Genomic DNA, 18506 nt, shown 5'->3' with positions numbered 1-18506 from the left:
AAGACAATCATCAGAAACAAAAAGGATCCTTTGAGGATCCTTTTTTCATTCGACTGCCAAGCAATTTAGTCTTTCCAGACCTGCCACCATTTGGCTTCCGCTTTTTCCTTCTCGGGAAGATCCATATTCCAGTAAGGACTGTCCTTGAAGTTCAGGTTGATTACACGTTTGGTGTCAGCTGCCAGGGCGGTCATGTTCAGCTTCTCATAGCTGCGCAGGCTGATAAACAGTGCTTCTTCAATCGACGGGGTTTGTTCGAACCGACGCACTACTTCTTGAGCGCGGTTCACTGCTGCCAGGTACGCACCACGCTTGTAGTAGTAACGGGCCACATGCAATTCGTTTTGCGCAAGTGCATTCACAAGGTACTGCAAGCGTGATTTGCTGTCTTCGTAGTATTTGCTGTCAGGAAAGCGGCTGACCACTTCCTTGAAAGCATCAAATGCAGCGCGGGTGCCTTTGGGGTCACGGGCGCTTTGATCCTCACCCGACAACAATGCAAAAATGCCTTTGTCTTCGTTGAAACTGATCAAGCCGCGCAAGTAGTACACGTAGTCAAGATTCTGGTGGTTTGGGTACAGCTTGATGAAGCGATCAGTTGCAGCCAATGCCTGGGCATTGTCACCTGCCTTGTAGTAAGCAAACGCCGTATCAATTTGCGCCTGCTGTGCAAAACGCCCGTATGGGTAGCGTGCTTCCAGCTTTTCAAGCAATTCAATACCGCGCTCGTAATTGCCAACGTCGATTTCAGCCTTGGCTTCTTCGTACAGGCGGGCAGGGCTCCAGCCCTCGGTTTCATCGAATTGTTTTGCCGAGCCGCATGCGGCCAGCGCGAAAATCAACGCGGGGATCAGGAATAACTGCGATAATGTGCGCAGCCAAGTGGTGCGCGGGGCCAATGTGGTTTTGTTCATGTGATTTCGAAACCCGAAGTGTCCCTGTTTGATCATCAATGGTTTTCCATTATATCGGGCAAAGCCCGTGCCGCCCACCGGCGGCATACTCAATTGAAAGATTCGATTTTAATTTATGACGTCCCAAATTCAAGCCGACGCGGAAAACGCACAACCCGATCAACCATTACAAGCCAGGGTGCCCATGGAGTTGGGAGGCTCTCGATTGGACAAAGTGATTGCCGAGTTGTTCCCGCAGTACTCGCGTTCCCGCCTGCAGGGCTGGTTGAAAGAGGAACGGGTACTGGTCAACGGCGTGGCCGCAGCCAAGGGCAATCAGAAAGTACAGGGCATGGACCGGATTGAGTTGAGCCCTGGGGTTTTGGCCCACATGCAGGCTTTGATACCCGAGGACATGAACCTGGACATTGTGGCCCGCACCAATGAATACACGGTGGTCAACAAACAGGCCGGCCTGGTGGTTCATCCCGCACCTGGGCACTGGACCGGTACTTTGATGAATGGTCTGTATCATCTGGACCCGGGTTTGATCCATGTGCCCCGTGCCGGGATTGTGCACCGCCTGGACGCAGACACCACCGGTTTGATGGTCGTGGCCCGCACCGCGGAAACTCAGGTAAAACTGGTTCAAATGTTGCAAGCCCGCATTGTAAAGCGGGTTTACCTGGCCATGGTGTGGGGCCGAATTGCGAACCCTTTGACTGTGAATAATCCCCTGGGCCGCGACCCGCGCAATCGCCTGCGGATGGCGGTGGTCGATCATGGCAAGCCCGCGGTAACCCACTTTACCCCAGTTGCTTTTGGTGAGCTTCTTGAAGTGCCTGTCACCTTGATGGTGTGCCGTCTTGAAACCGGGCGTACCCATCAAATTCGTGTGCATGCCCAGCATGCCGGTTTTGCTTTGGTGGCCGACCCGGTTTACAAAATCAAAGGCGCTGGCAGTCACTCTGCCTTGCGACTTTCCTCGATTGAACTGCCCAATGGCGAGAAGTTCGAGCGCCAAGCCCTGCATGCAACACACCTGAGCTTTCCAGATCCGGCTTATTTTCATGTGCAAGGAATTGATGAAGCTGCTGAGGATTGGGACGAAAGCCTTGGCAATCATGAATGGCCAGAGTATGTAGCCAAGGCCCCCGAGGATTTGCGCTTGTTGGGTGAAATGGCTGGCATTGATTTCCACAGCGATGATGTAGAAGAGGCGGTATTGGAGGAAGCTCACCAACACAAGGCCTCGGTGCTGGTGCGTTTTGATGATGACGACGACCTTGAAGAAATTGAATAAAGAAATTCCTGTCTCCCAGCTTGGCCCAGATTGGGAGGGTGTCAAGGTACTGGTGACAGAAACCGGATTTGATAATCCACAGGGTAACGCCAATCCTTATGGTTTCAATTTGGGTACACATGTCGGGGATAGCCTGACCCATGTTCAAGCTCGGCGCAGTTTAGTTGAAAAGGAAATGGGTGCTCCGGTTGTGTGGTTAAACCAGGTACATGGTTGCGAGGTGTTCGAGGCGAGGCTTGCAAGCGATGCGATGTCATCTGGCACAACACCACCGGTGGCAGATGCTTCAGTCAGTGTTAGTTGCAACCTGGCCTTGGCGATCATGACCGCAGACTGTTTGCCCGTCGTTTTTGTGGCCTTCAGCAACTCTGGCAAAGCACTGGGGGTTGCAGCAGCCCATGCTGGCTGGCGAGGCTTGCATGCAGGTGTTTTACTGGCAAGCGCGAGGGCATTAAGCCAGGCCTGCGGGGTTCCTCTAATGCAAATCAAGGCCTGGATGGGACCTGCCATTGGCCCACACTCTTTTGAAGTTGGGGCGGAGGTGTTCCATGCCTTTGTTCAGCAAAGTCCCAATGCAATTGAGTGCTTCAAGCCAGGCGACAAATCCGGGAAATACTTGGCCGACCTGTATGCACTGGCCCGGCTTGCACTGCGCGAATTGGGTAATTCCAACATTGAAGGCGGCGGCTGGGACACGGTCACCGATCCGCGCTGGTTTTCTCATCGGCGGGGGCAACAGCAGGGGGTTCAGTCTGGGCGTTTTGCAACGCTAATTCGGCTTCTTCCTGAGCACGCCGCTTGAGTCTTCTTGACTTCGTTCCCATCAAATAGGCCAGCACGGCACAGGGCAGTGCCCCGTAAAAAAGGAATGTGACAATTCCAGCCACGAAGTTTGTCTCTGTAGCCGCCATCAGGGTGACTACATACATCCAGCCAATAATAACGATGTACATCTTTGTGAACTCAAGGGTGAAGCGAATACACTGGAGATGGTGCATTAAATTGGGCTGATCAGCAAACAGTAAGGGTCAGAGGCATACAATTATTTGACAAGTCAAAATGTTGCGGTGCACAATATCGCAAAGGCCGACGAGCCAAGGGAGCATATTGCCCCCACAAAGGAGAGGAAGGTGAACAAACAAATACCAGACTTCAACGAAGTCTTTGGTCAGCTATTGCCTGTTGCTGAACAAATGCAGCAGCAAATGCAGGCCCAGTTTCAACAAGCCATGGGCGCCTTTGGTCAATTGGGGCCGTTGCCCGGTCTGCAGGCCGCTGCACCTTTACAAAACGCCACCATGGGTGCAATTCAGCCTTTCATGAATTCCATCATGGGGGCTTGTCAGGCAGCGCTCACCCAAATTCCGGTTCATTCGCTGGGGCAAATTCAAGCCGAGTATGCAGCCGAGTTGTCGGCATTGATGGCCTCTGCTTTTTCCAGTTTGCCCAATTCCGATTCCAAAACAAAGCAGCCAGTTCCGCTGGACAGCTGGATTCAAGGCGACAAGCGTTTTGCTTCAGCCGATTGGCACGACCATGGCGTCTATGAGTTTACCGCTGCCATGTATTCGCTAAATGCCCGCTTTACGAAACGAATTGTTGAGTTGGTGCCCGACAGCAGCCCTGAAAAACGAAAGGTGGAGTATGCGGTTGAGCAATTTGTAGATGCGCTTAGCCCATCCAATTTTTTTGTGACCAATCCCGAAGCACAAAAGAAACTGCTTGAAACCAAAGGTGAAAGCCTGACGCAGGCCATTCAAAACCTGATGGCAGACATGCAGAAAGGCCGCATCTCCCAAACTGACGAAAGTGCTTTTGAAGTGGGTGTGAATGTGGCCACCACGCCGGGCGATGTGGTGTTTGAATGCGAATACTTTCAGCTTTTGCAATACAAGCCCACCACTGAAAAAGTGGGCAAACAGCCCATGTTGTTTGTCCCCCCGTGCATCAACAAGTACTACATTCTCGATCTTCAGCCTAGCAATTCACTGGTGAATTTTGTGGTGGAGCAAGGCCACACCTTGTTCCTGGTGTCGTGGAAAAACCCCACGGAAGCGGATGGGCATTTTACTTGGGATGGCTATGTTGACGATGGCGTGATCAAAGCCATCGACGTGGTCAAGGCCATTTCCAAACAGCCCAGGCTGAATGTATTGGGGTTCTGCGTGGGTGGCACACTTCTGGCAACAGCACTGTCAACCTTGGCCAATCGTGGTGACGATAGCGTGAACAGTGTCACGTTTTTGACCACTTTGCTGGATTTCACTGACACCGGTGCCTTGGGTGTGTTCGTGGATGAAGAACAGGTTAAAGCACGAGAAGAGAGTATTGGCCAAGGTGGCGTGATGCCTGGAAAAGATTTATCCAGTGCATTTTCTTCCTTGCGCCCGAACGATTTGATTTGGAACTATGTGGTGAACAATTACCTGAAAGGTGAAAAGCCACCTGTGTTCGATTTGTTGTACTGGAACAGTGACAGCACCAATTTACCCGGCCCCATGTTTGCCTGGTATCTGCGCAACACTTACCTGGAAAACAAGGTGTGCCAACCCGGAAAGGCACTGGTGTGTGGCATGCCTGTTGATTTGGGTTTGATCGATGTGCCTGTTTACATTTTGGCAACTCGGGAAGACCACATTGTGCCGTGGACCAGTGCATTTCAAACTAGTCATTTGGTGGGTGGTGAATCCCGTTTTGTGTTGGGTGCAAGTGGGCACATTGCCGGTGTGATCAATCCGGCGAATAAAAACAAGCGCAACTACTGGGTGTGTGAGGGCGAAATCCCTGAAACACCTGAACAGTGGTTCAAGAAAGCGAAAGAAGTACCTGGCAGCTGGTGGAATGATTGGGCGCAGTGGCTTGAGCCCATGAAAGGCGGCGAAGTAAAAGCGCCCGCCAAGCCTGGCAATGCGAAATACAAACCGATTGAGCCCGCACCTGGACGATACGTCAAACAGCGAGCCGTATAAAAACCTGTAAGGAGAGTTGACATGACTGAAGTGGTAATTGTGGCTGCGGGCCGAACCGCACTGGGCAAGTTTGGTGGATCACTTGCAAAAATTTCTGCGCCAGAATTGGGTGCACACGTGATTAAAGGTTTGCTTGATAAAACAGGCGTGAAAGGCGAGCAAATTTCCGAAGTGATTTTGGGTCAGGTGCTTACAGCGGGCTCGGGCCAAAACCCGGCGCGCCAGGCAGTGATCAAGGCTGGTTTGCCAGTGGGCGTGCCCGCCCTGACGATCAACAAGGTGTGTGGTTCTGGCCTGAAGGCCGTGATGCTGGGTGCTCAGGCCATTGCCTGCGGCGACGCTGAAATTGTGATTGCCGGCGGTCAGGAAAATATGAGTGCGTCTCCCCATGTGATGATGGGCAGTCGTGATGGATTCAGAATGGGCGATGCCAAGCTGGTCGACAGCATGATCGTGGATGGCCTGTGGGACGTGTACAACCAATACCACATGGGCATTACTGCCGAGAACGTGGCCGAGAAGTACGGCATCAACCGTGCCGAGCAAGACGAGTTTGCCGTGAAAAGCCAGAACAAGGCCGAGGCTGCGATTAAGGCAGGCCGGTTTAAAGACGAAATTTTCCCACTGAGTATTCCGCAGCGCAAAGGCGACCCCTTGGTGTTTGACACCGACGAGTTTCCGCGTCTGGGTGCCACCTTGGACAATATGACTGCATTGAAACCCGCTTTCAAGAAAGACGGCAGCGTGACCGCAGCGAATGCCTCTGGTTTGAATGATGGCGCCGCCGCCGTGATGTTGATGAGCGCAGCGAAAGCCAAAGAGTTGGGCCTGCCCGTGTTGGCCAAGATACAGGCCTATGCCAGTGCTGGCCTGGATCCCACAATCATGGGTATGGGGCCTGTTCCCGCCTCCAAAAAATGTTTGGAAAAAGCGGGTTGGACAGCGGCCGACCTCGACTTGATGGAAATCAATGAAGCCTTTGCTGCACAGGCCTGTGCAGTGAACAAGGAAATGGGCTGGGATACTGCCAAGATCAATGTGAACGGCGGTGCGATCGCGCTGGGCCACCCCATTGGTGCGTCAGGTTGCCGTGTGCTGGTCAGTTTGATCCATGAAATGAACAAGCGTGATGCCAAGAAAGGTCTGGCCTCTTTGTGCATCGGCGGTGGCATGGGTGTGGCTTTGGCCGTGTCGCGATAAAGCGCGGAATTTAAATCAATACAAATAGAGAAGGAATGTGAATCATGAGTGAACCAAAAGTAGCGTATGTAACAGGTGGTATGGGCGGCATTGGAACGGCCATTTGCAAGAAACTGTGTGAGCAGGGCTACCGCGTGATTGCCGGTTGTGGTCCCAATTCACCGCGCAAGGAAAAATGGTTGGGCGAAATGCGCAGCGCAGGATATGAGGTGTATGCCAGTGAAGGCAACGTGGCCGATTGGGACAGCACCGTAACTGCGTTTGAAAAAGTACGTGCTGAGCACGGCACCGTGTCTATTTTGGTGAACAACGCCGGTATTACCCGCGACGGCACCTTTGTGAAAATGAGCCGCGATGATTGGTCTGCCGTGATCGACACTAACTTGAATTCGCTGTTTAACGTGACCAAGCAGGTGATTGGTGGCATGGTTGAACAGGGTTTTGGCCGCATCATCAATATTTCGTCAGTGAATGGCCAGAAGGGGCAGTTTGGTCAAACCAACTATTCCACAGCCAAGGCAGGTTTGCGCGGCTTTACCATGGCACTGGCTCAAGAGGTTGCTTCCAAGGGCGTCACCGTGAACACCGTTTCTCCCGGTTACATTGGTACAGACATGGTTCGCGCCATTCGCCCCGATGTGCTCGAAAAAATCGTGAACACCATTCCAGTCAAGCGTTTGGGCACGCCTGAGGAAATCGCATCCATTTGTGCCTGGTTGGCCTCTGAAGACTCTGGTTTTTCAACCGGTGCCGACTTTTCACTGAATGGTGGTTTGCACATGGGTTAATGCTTGGTGCATTTTCGGCAACCAAGTGCCAAAAAGGCGGTATGATGTTGCACTGCACGTTGAAAAAGCGTGCAGTGCTTTGTTTTTTGTAAGTGCTTGTTTGTGCTGGGTTGTTTGGCAACCTGTAACACTGGGGCACTGGCATCCAGACCACCCACCCACGCAGGTGCGGCGGCGTATAACACCACAAAAAAGAGATGAGAGGCATGGCTGAAGCAACACGACTGATCAAGAAATATCCGAACCGACGCTTGTACGACACACAAACCAGCAGTTACATCACCTTGGGCGATGTGAAGCTATTGGTGCTGGAAAACGAAGGCTTTCAAGTCGTGGATGCGAAAAGTGGTGAAGACTTAACCCGAAGTATTTTGCTCCAGATCATTCTGGAGGAAGAAACAGCGGGTGTTCCCATTTTCACTTCACCCATGCTTTCGCAGATCATTCGGTTTTACGGCAATGCGATGCAGGGCATCATGGGCACCTTTCTTGAAAAGAACCTGCAAGCGTTCATGGACATTCAGAACAGTTTTCAGGATCAAGGCAAGAACGTTGCGGATGGTAGCCAGTTTGCCAACCCGGAATTGTGGTCACAGTTCATGAGCGTTCAAACGCCCGTCATTCAAAGCATGATGAGCAACTACATTGAACAAAGCAAAAACATGTTTGTGCAAATGCAGGACCAGTTTCAAAACCAGACCCGCAGCATGTTCACAAACTTTGGATTTCCCAACCCGGGCGAGTTTCCTGGAATGAGCGGGATGCCAGGCATGCCTGGTATGCCTGGAGCCACCAAAGCAAAGCCGGACCCTACAAAAAAGTAACACCTGACCATGCAAGACGACACCTTCTCTGCCAAGCGCCCACCGAGTGTGGGCTTTGTTTCTTTGGGTTGCCCAAAGGCCCTTGTGGATTCCGAGCGAATTCTGACCCAACTGAAAGTAGAGGGGTACAACGTGTCCGCGTCTTATGAAGGTGCAGACCTGATCGTTGTGAATACCTGCGGTTTTATTGACAGCGCTGTGCAGGAAAGCCTCGATGCAATTGGCGAGGCCATGCACGCCAATGGCAAGGTAATTGTAACCGGCTGCCTGGGTGCCAAGAACGGAAACGAAGGCAAGGAACTGATCACCAGCCTGCACCCCAAGGTGCTTGCGGTTACGGGCCCGCATGCCACTGAAGAGGTGATGCAGGCAGTGCACATACACCTGCCCAAGCCACATGATCCGTTCATCGACCTGGTGCCCGACCATGGCGTGAAGCTAACCCCAAAGCACTACGCTTACCTGAAAATTTCAGAGGGCTGTAATCACCGTTGTACCTTCTGCATTATCCCAAGCATGCGAGGCGATTTGGTTTCCCGCCCAATCGGTGAGGTAATTCGTGAAGCGGAAAGCCTGAAAAAAGCGGGTGTGAAAGAACTGCTGGTGGTGAGCCAGGACACCTCCGCTTATGGCGTGGATTTGAAGTACCGGACCGACTTTGTGAATGGTCGCCCCGTAAAAACACAGTTTCAGCAACTGGCTGAAGAGTTGGGTGAACTGGGTATCTGGGTGCGCATGCATTACGTGTATCCGTACCCCCATGTGGACCGCGTGGTGCCGCTCATGGCTGAAGGCAAAATTTTGCCGTATCTGGATATTCCATTCCAGCATTCACACCCCGATGTATTAAAACGCATGAAGCGCCCAGCCAGCGGGGAGCGCAACATCGAGCGCATTCGTGCTTGGCGTGAAACTTGCCCCGACATCACCTTGCGCAGCACTTTTATTACTGGCTTTCCAGGTGAAACTGAAGATGAGTTCAAGCACCTGCTCGACTTCATCGAAGAGGCTCAACTGGACCGTGTGGGTGTGTTTGCTTATTCACCTGTGGATGGTGCGGTTGCGAATGCCCTGGATAACCCAGTGCCTGAAGAAGTGAAAGAAGAGCGCCGTGCGCGTTTGATGGAACTGCAGGAAAAGATTTCACTCAACCGGAACGAAGCCAAGTTGGGCAAAGTGATGCAAGTGTTGGTCGATGAAACCGACGAAGAGGGCATTGTGGCGCGCAGCAAAGCCGATGCCCCTGAAATTGATGGCAATGTGTTTATACCCATGCCAGAAGACAAGGCGCTGCAACCCAAGCCGGGCGACTTTATTAATGTGCTGATCGATGACTGTGATGAACACGACCTTTGGGGCAGAATCGCATAACTGAATCATTTAGCTGAATCGTTTAATAGAAAAATGGAGATAGAGCAATGACGCGTGAAGTGGTAGTGGTAGCCGGTGTACGCACCGCAGTGGGCGACTTTGGTGGAAGTTTGAAAGACTTTTCCCCAACTCAGTTGGGCGCCATGGTGGTGAAGGAAGTGGTTGCGCGCGCAGGTGTAAGCGCTGACCAGGTTGGCCATGTGGTGTTTGGGCATGTGGTGAATTCTGAGCCACGTGACATGTATTTGTCGCGTGTTGCTGCCATTGAAGGTGGTCTGGACAAATCCACGCCAGCGCTCACGCTGAACCGCCTGTGTGGTTCTGGCCTGCAAGCCATTGTGACTGCGGCTCAAAGCATTATGCTGGGTGACGCCGATGTGGCCATTGGAGGCGGTGCTGAAAGCATGAGCAAAGCCCCCTACATTTTGCCCGCCGCCCGTTGGGGTGCACGCATGGGCGACATGAAAGGCATCGACATGATGGTGGGCGCTTTGCACGACCCCTTCCATGTAATTCACATGGGCGTGACTGCGGAGAACGTGGCCAAGGAATTCAATGTAAGCCGTGAAGACCAAGATGCTTGGCAGTTGAAAGCCACAAGCGTGCGGCCAATGCGATTGCCAATGGTTATTTCAAAGAGCAGATTTTGCCGATTGAAATCAAGAGCAAAAAAGGCCCGGTGATGTTTGACACCGATGAGCATGTTCGTGGTGACGCCACTGTAGAAGGCATGGCCAAACTAAAAACTGTGTTCCAGAAAGACGGTACTGTAACTGCTGGCAATGCTTCCGGTTTGAACGACGGTGCAGGCGCAGTGCTGTTGATGGAACGAAGCGCAGCGGAAAAAGCGGGCAAGAAGCCCATGGCCCGTTTGGTGGCGTATGCCAACACCGGCGTAGAGCCGACCATTATGGGTATTGGCCCAGTGTCAGCAACCAAAAAAGCCCTGGCCAAAGCCGGTTTGAAAATTGAAGACATGGACGTGATCGAAGCCAACGAGGCTTTTGCGGCGCAGGCTTGTGCCGTGACCAAAGAATTGGGCATGGACCCAGCCAAGGTCAACCCAAATGGTTCAGGTATTTCAATTGGTCACCCCATTGGCGCAACCGGCGCAATCATTACCGTGAAAGCCTGTATGAATTGCAGCGTATTCAAGGTCGTTATGCACTGGTGACCATGTGCATTGGTGGTGGTCAGGGTATTGCTGCGATATTTGAGCGGATGTAATTACCTGTTGGTGGCGCGCCTGCTTTTGTTGGCAAGCGCGCCACTCGGTGTGTGGGTTTAAATATTCGATTCAAACCACTTGCATATTGTGTCCAACCCGCCGTGGTTGATGCAAAAATCTGTTTTCTCCTGCACCACTGGCTTCGCATGAAAAGCCACGCTGGCACCTGAAATTTCCATCATTTTCAAATCGTTCGATCCATCGCCCACCACAATGGCGCGTGAGGGCTCGCAGCCCAACATTGTGCAGGTTTCCAACACTGTTTCGCGTTTTACTTCTGCATCCACAATGGTGCCCAACACACGGCCTGTCAAATGCCCATCTACAATTTCAAGTGTGTTGGAGCGGGTGTAATCCAGCCCCAATACTTCTTTCATTTTGTCTGTGAAAAATGTGAAGCCACCACTAACCAACAATGTTTTCCACTTGTTTGCTTTGGCATACGCTATCAGTTCTTCTGCGCCCGGTGACAAGCGCAGGCGTTCTTCAAATACGGATTGAAGGCAGCTTTCAGGCACGCCCTTGAGCAAGGCCACGCGGCGGTTCAGGCTTTCAGAAAAATCTTTGATTTCGCCGCGCATGGCAGCTTCGGTAATTTCGGATACTTCTTTTTTCTTGCCCGCAAAGTCGGCAATTTCATCAATGCATTCAATGGTAATCAAGGTGCTGTCCATGTCCATTGCCAACAGCTTGAACTCATTGGCCTGAAACTCGGCTTCCAGAATTGCAAAGTCAAATTGATGTGCGCGGCTTAATGGTCGCAAGGTGTCGGTAATTGCGGCTTTGGGCAGGGTGTAGGCTTCTGGAATTTCAATGCAGGCTTGTTGATTTAGCGTTTCTACGCCAAGAGTAGGCAGGTTCAGTGCATCCAGGGCTGTGTGTACTTGTGCTGTGCTTAATGTTTGCGAGGAAAAGAATAGTCGGCTCATGGTGTGCTCTCCGTGGGTTGCGCGGATTCTACCTTGTCAGTTGCAAGAATGTTGCCGGCGGGCTCTTGAAGTTGTGCCAAGAGTTCAATCGAGGGTTTGTGGCCCCGTTGCGCCGCAAGGTTTAACCATTGTAACCCCAAGGCCTTGTTGACAGGAAATCGGGTTCCTTCGTGTAGCAAGCTGCCCAGCAGGTGCATGGATTCAAGCACACCCTGTTGCGAGGCTGTGTTGAGCAGGGCTAGCACGGCAGGGTCTTCGGGTTGCAGGGGCACTTCATTTTTCAACACCAACTCGGCCAGTTCATGGCTGGCTTTGGGGTGATTCAAGCGCGCGGCACGCCGCACCCAAAACATGCGGTCTTCACCTTCAAATTTGCTCAATCGGTAGCGCGCGTTGGCGTCGCCTGCATTGGCCAATGTGTAAAGCAGGCGTTTTTTCTGTTCGCAGAACTCGTTGTTGGGGCAGTAAACCTCTTCTTTGCCCTGGTCGAGTCGCTTTAATGCGTATTGAGTGCAGGGCAGGTGTACTTCTGCGCAGGAATCAAGATGCTGCTGGGCTTCAATTTTGCTGTGTCCGAACGGGCTCTCCAATTGGCTTTCAAGCACAGTTTGTGAATACAGCAATTGCGATGGGTTGTGTTGGTCTCGCGATGCGCGGCGCAACCAACCCATACCCTCGGTCAACTGTTTGTTCAAATCGCTTTGCTTGGCGTTGAACACATCAAGTAGCAGTAACTGGCCCAAATAATATTGAGCGGGGGTGTGGTTCTGAAGGGCTGCTTTACCCAGCCACACGCGTGCAACTTTCAGGTCGCGCTCTACTACATCGCCGCGTAAGCGCATCAAGCCCAGTGTGGTTTGTACTTCTGCGTCGCCTGCCTCGGCCTTCGGTAAAAGCGCTTTGTACACGGCCATACCGGCCTCGCCGGCCGTTGGGCTTTCCGCTGCTTTGGCGGTGGTTGCATTGAGAAATGCGCAACCAATAAGGGCTGCGCCCAACAAGTGCAACCAAATGTTGTATTTGCCAGCGTTGTGGGTCATGAATTCAAGCCAGTTGTTTGATCAAACCTTTGAGAAACTGTACACGGTCGCTGACTTTCGGGAAACTGCGTGTGATCCGCAAGCGTTCAGCACCAGCCAGTTTCATGTCTTTTTCTTTTTGAATCATCAAGATAATTTTGCCAGCATCCACATTGGGTTGGGCATCAAACTGCACCACTGTTGCGTCGGTTGAACTGTCTATTTTTGCAATGCCCAGTGGTTTGGCCAGAATGCGCAGACGGTGCGTTTCCAGCAGTGCCGTGGCTGCGTCAGGCAATTTGCCAAAACGGTCAATCAATTCCTCCTGCACCTCTGAAATGAAGTCCATTTCTTCTGTGCTGGCGAGGCGCTTGTACAGCGTAAGGCGTTCATGCACATCGGGGCAGTAATCTTCGGGTAGCAGGGCAGGGGTGTGGAGGTTAATTTCTACCGTGGCGTTCAGCGGTGCGGTTAAATCGGGCTCTTTGCCTGCGCGCAAACTGCGCACGGCGTGGTTCAGCATATCGGTGTACATTTGAAAACCCACTTCGTGCACATTGCCGCTCTGGTTGGCGCCCAGCACTTCACCAGCGCCACGAATTTCAAGGTCATGCATGGCCAGGTAAAAACCGCTGCCAAGGTCTTCCATCATGGTAATGGCTTCGAGGCGACGCTCCGCATTCTTGCTCAAACCTTCTTCATTGTTCACCATCATGTAGGCGTAGGCCTGGTGGTGGCTTCGCCCAACCCGGCCGCGCAGCTGGTGCAATTGGGCCAAGCCGAATTTATCTGCACGGTGAATGACAATGGTGTTGGCGGTGGGTACATCAATACCGGTTTCAATGATGGTGGTGCACAACAACACGTTGAAGCGCTGTTGATAAAAATCGCGCATCACACGTTCAAGGTCACGTTCGTTCATTTGCCCGTGGGCAATCCCGATTCGTGCTTCAGGCAATATTTTCTCAAGCGCTTCTCGGCGATTTTCAATGGTGTCCACTTCATTGTGTAGATAGTACACCTGCCCGCCACGTTTCAATTCACGCAGCACAGCTTCACGAATCACGCTGTCGGTTTCGCGGCGCACAAAGGTTTTAATCGATAGGCGGCGTTGGGGTGCAGTGGCAATCACCGAAAAATCGCGAATGCCTTCCATGCTCATGGCCAGGGTGCGTGGAATGGGTGTTGCTGTCAGCGTAAGCACATCTACTTCAGCACGCAGGTTTTTCAGCGCTTCTTTTTGGCGCACACCAAAACGATGTTCTTCATCAATAATCACCAAACCAAGGCGTGAAAACTCCACCTCGGAACTCAGCACCTTGTGGGTACCAATAATGATGTCGGCACGCCCACTGTTGATTAATTCAACTGCATCGCGAATTTCCTTGGGCGATTTGAAACGCGACAATTCAACTACTTTCACTGGCCAGTCCGAAAACCGGTCTGAGAAGGTTTGAAAATGTTGTTCAGCAAGCAGCGTGGTGGGTGCCAACAGCACCACCTGTTTGCCATCCATTACGCTGACGAAAGCAGCACGCAAGGCCACTTCGGTTTTTCCAAAACCCACATCGCCGCACACCAGGCGGTCCATGGGGCGGGGGGAAGTCATGTCGGCAATGACGGCTCGAATCGCTGCGGCCTGGTCAGCGGTTTCTTCAAATCCAAATTTTTCAACAAAGGCTTCGTAGTCGCCAATGCTTAACTTGAATTCATGGCCTTTACGCAGCGCGCGGCGGGCATACAGGTTGAGCAATTCGGCTGCGGTGTCGCGCACCATTTTTGCCGCTTTCTTTTTTGCCTTTTCCCATTGGCCTGAACCCAGGGCATGTACTGGCGCGTTTTCCGGGTCAGCGCCGCTGTAGCGGGCAATCACATGCAGTTGGGCAACCGGCACAAACAGGTTCGAACCATTGGCATATTCAAGGTGCAGGAATTCAGATGCGCCTTCACCAAGGTCCATGCTGATCAGGCCTTTGTAGCGGCCTATGCCATGCTGCTGGTGCACCACCGGGTCGCCAATTTTCAGTTCCGACAAATCGCGAATCATGGATTCAACGTTGCTTTGCCTTTCCTGTTGCCTGCGTGCGCCGCGGCGGCGGGGTGAAAGTGAGAATAATTCTGCTTCTGTGACGAACGCAACTTGCGCTTCCAGCCCGCGGTGCACGCCAAATCCTTGGTCGAGCACTGCGGTGCACAGTACAAAACGTTCGCCACTTTCCAGTGCACCTTGCAGTGTTTCTGTTTGGTGGGGCTTTAGTTTGTGTTCCAGAAAATACTGGTTCAGGGTTTCGCGGCGACCATCGCTTGGGGCCACCATGATGACTTGTTTGTAGCTTCCCGCACCAGTTCGTTCGATCAGGTTGCGGAACTTGAAAATTGGGTCGTCAGCTTTGCGATCTGCAGCCAGGTCGGGCAGCAGCGCGCCGCTGTATTCCGGCACCAAGCATTTTTGGATGCCGACAAATTCACGCGTGCAGCATTCTCGAAACTGCTGAAAAATTCAGTAGCATGCAGGTAAATTTCGGAAGGTCGCAGAATTGGGCGTTGAATGTCTTTCGATAGAAAATCGAAACGGCTTTGGGTGTCTGCCCAAAATGTTTGCAAAGCTTGGTCTACGTCGCCATGCTGAATAAACACCAGTTCTTTTTTGGGCAGGTAATCAACGAGGCTGGCGGTGTTCTCAAAAAACAGGGGCAGATAATACTCAATGCCTGCGCTGGCCACGCCTGTGCCCATGTCACGGTAAATGGAAATTTTGGAAGGGTCACCTTCGAAACGTTCCCGCCATTTGCTGCGAAACTGCGCGCGGCTTTGTTCATCCATGGGGTATTCGCGGCCAGGCAGCAGGCGCATTTCCCGCACAGGGTACAGGCTGCGTTGGGTGTCTACATCGAATGTTTTGATGGATTCAATTTCATCATCAAACAAATCAATTCGAAACGGCAACGCAGTGCCGGTTGCAAACAAGTCGATAATGCCGCCGCGAATACAGTATTCACCGGGTGTCATGACCTGTGAAACATGGTTATAGCCTGCAATCGTCAGTTGTTCACGCAACTTCTTTTCATTCAGTTTGTCGCCGGTTTTGAAGTAGAAGGTGCTGCCGGCTAAAAATGAAGGTGGTGCCAGTTTCTGGATGGCTGTGCTGGCCGCTGTGATCAGCACGTCCAGATCACCCCGCTGGGTTTGGTAAAGCGTGGCAAGTCGTTCGGATACCAAGTCCTGGTGGGCTGACAAACTGTCGTAGGGCAGGGTTTCCCAGTCTGGCAGGTAATGTACCTTCAGGGTGGGGGCAAACAGGGTGATTTCTTCTTGCAGGCGAGTGGCATCGTGCGGGTTGGCGCAGGTGATCAGGCAAAGCTTGTTTTGCTGCTGGGCCTGTGTGCACAATTGCGCCAGCAAAAAAGCGTCGGCACTGCCGGGCGGGTGCGCCAAGCTGAGCCTGTGGCCGCCGGTTAGCTGAAAAGAAGAAGTAAAATATGAAAGCATAAAGTTCGCCCGCTTGGATACTGCAACCATGCTGGTTTTCCAGTGGGCGTCAAGTTCGGGTTTTGGGTCGGTGAATCAAGGCCCGTATTATACGGCGGCAAGTGCCCGCATAGGAACAGGCTTTCATGGCAAGAATTGCCAAGTACTTTGGTTTGGTGCCCGCAGGTGGTGCGGGGCGTCGCTTTGGCGGAAGTATCCCAAAGCAATACGCCATGCTGGGAGCAAAAACTGTACTGGAACACAGTGTAGAAGCACTGTTGGCCGACCCGCGCGTAGAAAAGGTGTTCGTGGTGGTGGCCAGCGACGACTCAACAGCCCTGGCCCTGTTTCGAGGCAACAGCCAAGTCACTTGCTTGCCATTGGGTGGGCAGGAGCGCGTGAATAGCGTGCTCAATGGCCTGAACCATTTGCTTGAAAATTTACTGGTGGGTGAAACCGATTGGGTTTTGGTGCACGATGCTGCCCGCCCTGGTTTAAGTGCCGCAGCTTTGAAAAGTCTGATTGACCAAGGCAGCGAACACATTGCGGGCGCGTTGTTGGCTGTGCCTGTGGCGGATACCTTGAAGAGAACCAGCTTGGCCCAAGAAGGCGAAGTGATTGCTCAACACACGGTGCCCAGAGACCACTTGTGGGCGGCGCAGACGCCGCAAATGTTTCGGGCGCAGGCGCTTAGCATGGCTATTTCCGAGTGCTTGTACAAAGGTGCCCAGTTAACCGACGATGCCAGTGCGATTGAAACCCTGGGCATTGGTCCCCTGATCGTTCCGGGGCATGTGGAAAACATGAAAATTACCCAAGCCGAAGATTTGCGGACAGTGGCCAGATTGCTTGGTTTGCATCAGGAGAATTTTGAATGAGTGAAATTGGCCGCTTGAGAGTGGGGCAGGGGTATGACGTACATCGCCTGGTCGAGGGGCGTCGGCTGATTTTGGGCGGAGTACACATTCCTTCCGAGCTCGGTTTGCTGGGTCATTCCGATGCAGATGCGCTGTTGCACGCCATTACTGATGCAATTTTGGGGGCCTGCGCCATGGGCGATATTGGCACCCACTTTTCTGATACTGACCCCCAGTTTGAAGGGGCTGACAGTGGCGTGCTGTTAAAAAACGTGATCGAGAAAGTCAGGCGTAAGGGGTTTACCTTGATCAATATCGATTCCACTTTGATTTGCCAAAGCCCAAAACTTGCCCCCCACATGGCAGCAATGCACTCAAGTTTGAGCAGCCTTTGTGGCTTGCCACTGGATGCAGTCAACATCAAAGCCAAAACCAACGAAAAACTGGGTTACCTTGGGCGCAAGGAAGCCATTGAGGCGCAAGCTGTGGTGTTGATGGTGAAGGGCGAGTGATGGTTTCCCGTTTTATTTTGGCGATTAGTACCAGTTCAGGCGTAGCCAAGGTGGCTGCAGCCACTGAGCCTCTTGAATTAAATGCGCATGCGGCGGACTTGTTCAACTTTGAAATTACTGATTACAAAAGCCAGTCTGCCCAACTATTGCCCTTGATTCAGCAACACCTTGAACTCGGCAATTTAAAGCCTGCCCAGTGTGCAGCAATTGCTGTAGATATTGGCCCTGGTGGTTTTACCAGCTTGCGCACAGCTTGCGGTATTGCCCAAGGCCTGGCTGTGGCCTGGCAAGTGCCCACGGTGCCATTGAGCAGCTTTGAATGCATGTTGCCTGCTCGGCAGCAAGAGCTGCCAGTCACGGTTTTGATGGATGCACGTTTGCATGAAATTTACGCAGCCTGCATTCAGCGAACTGCACAGGGCACAGCATGGGTCAAGCCACCCCATTTGTTGGCAATGCACGAATTGCAGAAAACTCAGGGGCCGGCTGTGTGCGATGCACATTTGTATGCACAGCTACACAACCCAGGCCCAGACGTGTTGCTGGGGGCAGTGTGCGCAATTCGCCTGGCACAATTGGCATGGCAAGAATTCCTGGCAGGTCGAGTGGCTGCACCGTTTGACTGTCAGCCTTTGTATGTTCGCGACAAAGTTGCCCAAACCACCACTGAACGATTGGCGTTGAAGCATGGCGCTGTTTAGTATTCGACCCATGACAGAGGCTGATGTGCCTGCTGTAATTCTGGTTGAGAACCAGATTTACGAGTTTCCCTGGACAGACCGGAATTTTCTGGACTCCTTGCGGGCGGGTTATCACATGCATTGCATGTGGTTGGATGAGCAACTTGCAGGTTACATTGTCATGATGCATGTGGTGGATGAATACCACTTGCTGAACATATCTATTCGTGCCGACTTGCAAGGTTTGGGGCACGGTAAGCACTTGTTGCAATGGGGCATTGGCCAGGCCAAACTGGCCAATGCAACCGGCATGTTGCTGGAGGTCAGGCCCAGTAACGTGACTGCAAAAAACCTGTATGAGAAAGAGGGGTTCAAATTGATTGGGGCCCGTAAGAATTACTACCCGTCTCAACTGGGCCGCGAAGACGCCTTGGTGATGTTCAAACGATTTACAGGTTGACCGGA

At 52.4% G+C, this 18506-nt stretch carries 14 protein-coding genes and 2 pseudogenes; 12 read left to right on the top strand and 4 right to left on the bottom strand.

Going from position 1 to position 18506, the window contains the following annotated elements; translation table 11 throughout:
* Positions 1-65: 65 nt before the first annotated feature.
* A complete protein-coding gene (locus BSZ31_RS14390; protein ID WP_105029895.1) occupies positions 66-914 on the bottom strand; it encodes an outer membrane protein assembly factor BamD in 849 nt (282 codons plus the stop codon).
* A 115-nt stretch (positions 915-1029) separates the two neighbouring features.
* Between BSZ31_RS14390 and BSZ31_RS14385 the strand changes: the two genes are divergently transcribed.
* The 8 genes and pseudogenes from BSZ31_RS14385 to bktB all read left to right on the top strand — a co-directional run bounded on the left by BSZ31_RS14385 (position 1030) and on the right by bktB (position 10575).
* Complete coding sequence (locus BSZ31_RS14385) at positions 1030-2196, top strand: RluA family pseudouridine synthase (RefSeq protein WP_105029325.1); 1167 nt, start codon at positions 1030-1032, stop codon at positions 2194-2196.
* Complete coding sequence (gene pgeF, locus BSZ31_RS14380) at positions 2165-2998, top strand: peptidoglycan editing factor PgeF (protein ID WP_206018617.1); 834 nt, start codon at positions 2165-2167, stop codon at positions 2996-2998. The genes BSZ31_RS14385 and pgeF overlap by 32 nt, the downstream gene beginning before the upstream one ends.
* A 391-nt stretch (positions 2999-3389) precedes the next feature.
* On the top strand, positions 3390-5165 hold the full coding sequence (locus tag BSZ31_RS14370; protein WP_369907292.1) for a PHA/PHB synthase family protein: 1776 nt from the start codon (positions 3390-3392) through the stop codon (positions 5163-5165).
* A 21-nt stretch (positions 5166-5186) separates the two neighbouring features.
* Complete coding sequence (locus BSZ31_RS14365; protein ID WP_105029323.1) at positions 5187-6365, top strand: acetyl-CoA C-acetyltransferase; 1179 nt, start codon at positions 5187-5189, stop codon at positions 6363-6365.
* 44 nt (positions 6366-6409) lie between these two features.
* Complete coding sequence (phbB, locus tag BSZ31_RS14360) at positions 6410-7153, top strand: acetoacetyl-CoA reductase (RefSeq protein ID WP_008248461.1); 744 nt, start codon at positions 6410-6412, stop codon at positions 7151-7153.
* Positions 7154-7359: 206 nt separating this feature from the next.
* Positions 7360-7977: a polyhydroxyalkanoate synthesis repressor PhaR gene (gene phaR / locus BSZ31_RS14350; RefSeq protein WP_105029321.1), complete on the top strand. Its 618-nt coding sequence runs from the start codon at positions 7360-7362 to the stop codon at positions 7975-7977.
* 9 nt (positions 7978-7986) lie between these two features.
* The gene (gene rimO, locus BSZ31_RS14345; protein ID WP_105029320.1) at positions 7987-9348 is read left to right on the top strand and encodes a 30S ribosomal protein S12 methylthiotransferase RimO; all 1362 of its coding nucleotides are present in this window, start codon (positions 7987-7989) and stop codon (positions 9346-9348) included.
* A 47-nt stretch (positions 9349-9395) separates the two neighbouring features.
* A pseudogene (gene bktB, locus BSZ31_RS14340) lies at positions 9396-10575 on the top strand (beta-ketothiolase BktB).
* Positions 10576-10632: 57 nt separating this feature from the next.
* On the opposite strand, the gene serB reads toward bktB, so the two are convergent.
* From serB to mfd, 3 genes and pseudogenes are all read right to left on the bottom strand, one after another.
* A complete protein-coding gene (gene serB / locus BSZ31_RS14335) occupies positions 10633-11505 on the bottom strand; it encodes a phosphoserine phosphatase SerB (protein WP_105029319.1) in 873 nt (290 codons plus the stop codon).
* Positions 11502-12545 (bottom strand): tetratricopeptide repeat protein, encoded by a 1044-nt coding sequence (locus BSZ31_RS14330; protein ID WP_105029318.1) that lies wholly within the window; start codon positions 12543-12545, stop codon positions 11502-11504. Before BSZ31_RS14330 ends, serB begins: the two co-directional genes overlap by 4 nt.
* 4 nt (positions 12546-12549) lie before the next feature.
* Positions 12550-16013, bottom strand: a pseudogene (mfd, locus tag BSZ31_RS14325) (transcription-repair coupling factor).
* A gap of 125 nt (positions 16014-16138) precedes the next feature.
* Here mfd and ispD point away from each other — a divergent pair.
* The 4 genes from ispD to rimI are packed head-to-tail and all read left to right on the top strand — an operon-like array spanning position 16139 to position 18501.
* Positions 16139-16870, top strand: a complete 732-nt coding sequence (ispD, locus tag BSZ31_RS14320) for a 2-C-methyl-D-erythritol 4-phosphate cytidylyltransferase (protein ID WP_105029317.1) — start codon at positions 16139-16141, stop codon at positions 16868-16870.
* On the top strand, positions 16867-17361 hold the full coding sequence (gene ispF / locus BSZ31_RS14315) for a 2-C-methyl-D-erythritol 2,4-cyclodiphosphate synthase (protein WP_105029316.1): 495 nt from the start codon (positions 16867-16869) through the stop codon (positions 17359-17361). The genes ispD and ispF overlap by 4 nt, the downstream gene beginning before the upstream one ends.
* Complete coding sequence (tsaB, locus tag BSZ31_RS14310; protein WP_105029315.1) at positions 17361-18062, top strand: tRNA (adenosine(37)-N6)-threonylcarbamoyltransferase complex dimerization subunit type 1 TsaB; 702 nt, start codon at positions 17361-17363, stop codon at positions 18060-18062. The genes ispF and tsaB overlap by 1 nt, the downstream gene beginning before the upstream one ends.
* Positions 18049-18501 (top strand): ribosomal protein S18-alanine N-acetyltransferase, encoded by a 453-nt coding sequence (rimI, locus tag BSZ31_RS14305; protein ID WP_105029314.1) that lies wholly within the window; start codon positions 18049-18051, stop codon positions 18499-18501. Before tsaB ends, rimI begins: the two co-directional genes overlap by 14 nt.
* Positions 18502-18506 lie beyond the last annotated feature (5 nt).

The organism is Limnobacter sp. SAORIC-690 (assembly GCF_002954425.1).
GTDB classification, from domain to species: domain Bacteria; phylum Pseudomonadota; class Gammaproteobacteria; order Burkholderiales; family Burkholderiaceae_B; genus Limnobacter; species Limnobacter profundi.
This window is presented reverse-complemented; position numbering and strand designations above follow the sequence as displayed.

Excerpts from the sequence above, each read along its gene's own strand:
- BSZ31_RS14390 (WP_105029895.1), bottom strand. The coding sequence starts at position 914 with ATGAACAAAACCACATTGGCCCCGCGCACCACTTGGCTGCGCACATTA.
- BSZ31_RS14385 (WP_105029325.1), top strand. The coding sequence starts at position 1,030 with ATGACGTCCCAAATTCAAGCCGACGCGGAAAACGCACAACCCGATCAA.
- pgeF (WP_206018617.1), top strand. The coding sequence starts at position 2,165 with ATGATGACGACGACCTTGAAGAAATTGAATAAAGAAATTCCTGTCTCC.
- BSZ31_RS14370 (WP_369907292.1), top strand. The coding sequence starts at position 3,390 with ATGCAGCAGCAAATGCAGGCCCAGTTTCAACAAGCCATGGGCGCCTTT.
- BSZ31_RS14365 (WP_105029323.1), top strand. The coding sequence starts at position 5,187 with ATGACTGAAGTGGTAATTGTGGCTGCGGGCCGAACCGCACTGGGCAAG.
- phbB (WP_008248461.1), top strand. The coding sequence starts at position 6,410 with ATGAGTGAACCAAAAGTAGCGTATGTAACAGGTGGTATGGGCGGCATT.
- phaR (WP_105029321.1), top strand. The coding sequence starts at position 7,360 with ATGGCTGAAGCAACACGACTGATCAAGAAATATCCGAACCGACGCTTG.
- rimO (WP_105029320.1), top strand. The coding sequence starts at position 7,987 with ATGCAAGACGACACCTTCTCTGCCAAGCGCCCACCGAGTGTGGGCTTT.
- serB (WP_105029319.1), bottom strand. The coding sequence starts at position 11,505 with ATGAGCCGACTATTCTTTTCCTCGCAAACATTAAGCACAGCACAAGTA.
- BSZ31_RS14330 (WP_105029318.1), bottom strand. The coding sequence starts at position 12,545 with ATGACCCACAACGCTGGCAAATACAACATTTGGTTGCACTTGTTGGGC.
- ispD (WP_105029317.1), top strand. The coding sequence starts at position 16,139 with ATGGCAAGAATTGCCAAGTACTTTGGTTTGGTGCCCGCAGGTGGTGCG.
- ispF (WP_105029316.1), top strand. The coding sequence starts at position 16,867 with ATGAGTGAAATTGGCCGCTTGAGAGTGGGGCAGGGGTATGACGTACAT.
- tsaB (WP_105029315.1), top strand. The coding sequence starts at position 17,361 with ATGGTTTCCCGTTTTATTTTGGCGATTAGTACCAGTTCAGGCGTAGCC.
- rimI (WP_105029314.1), top strand. The coding sequence starts at position 18,049 with ATGGCGCTGTTTAGTATTCGACCCATGACAGAGGCTGATGTGCCTGCT.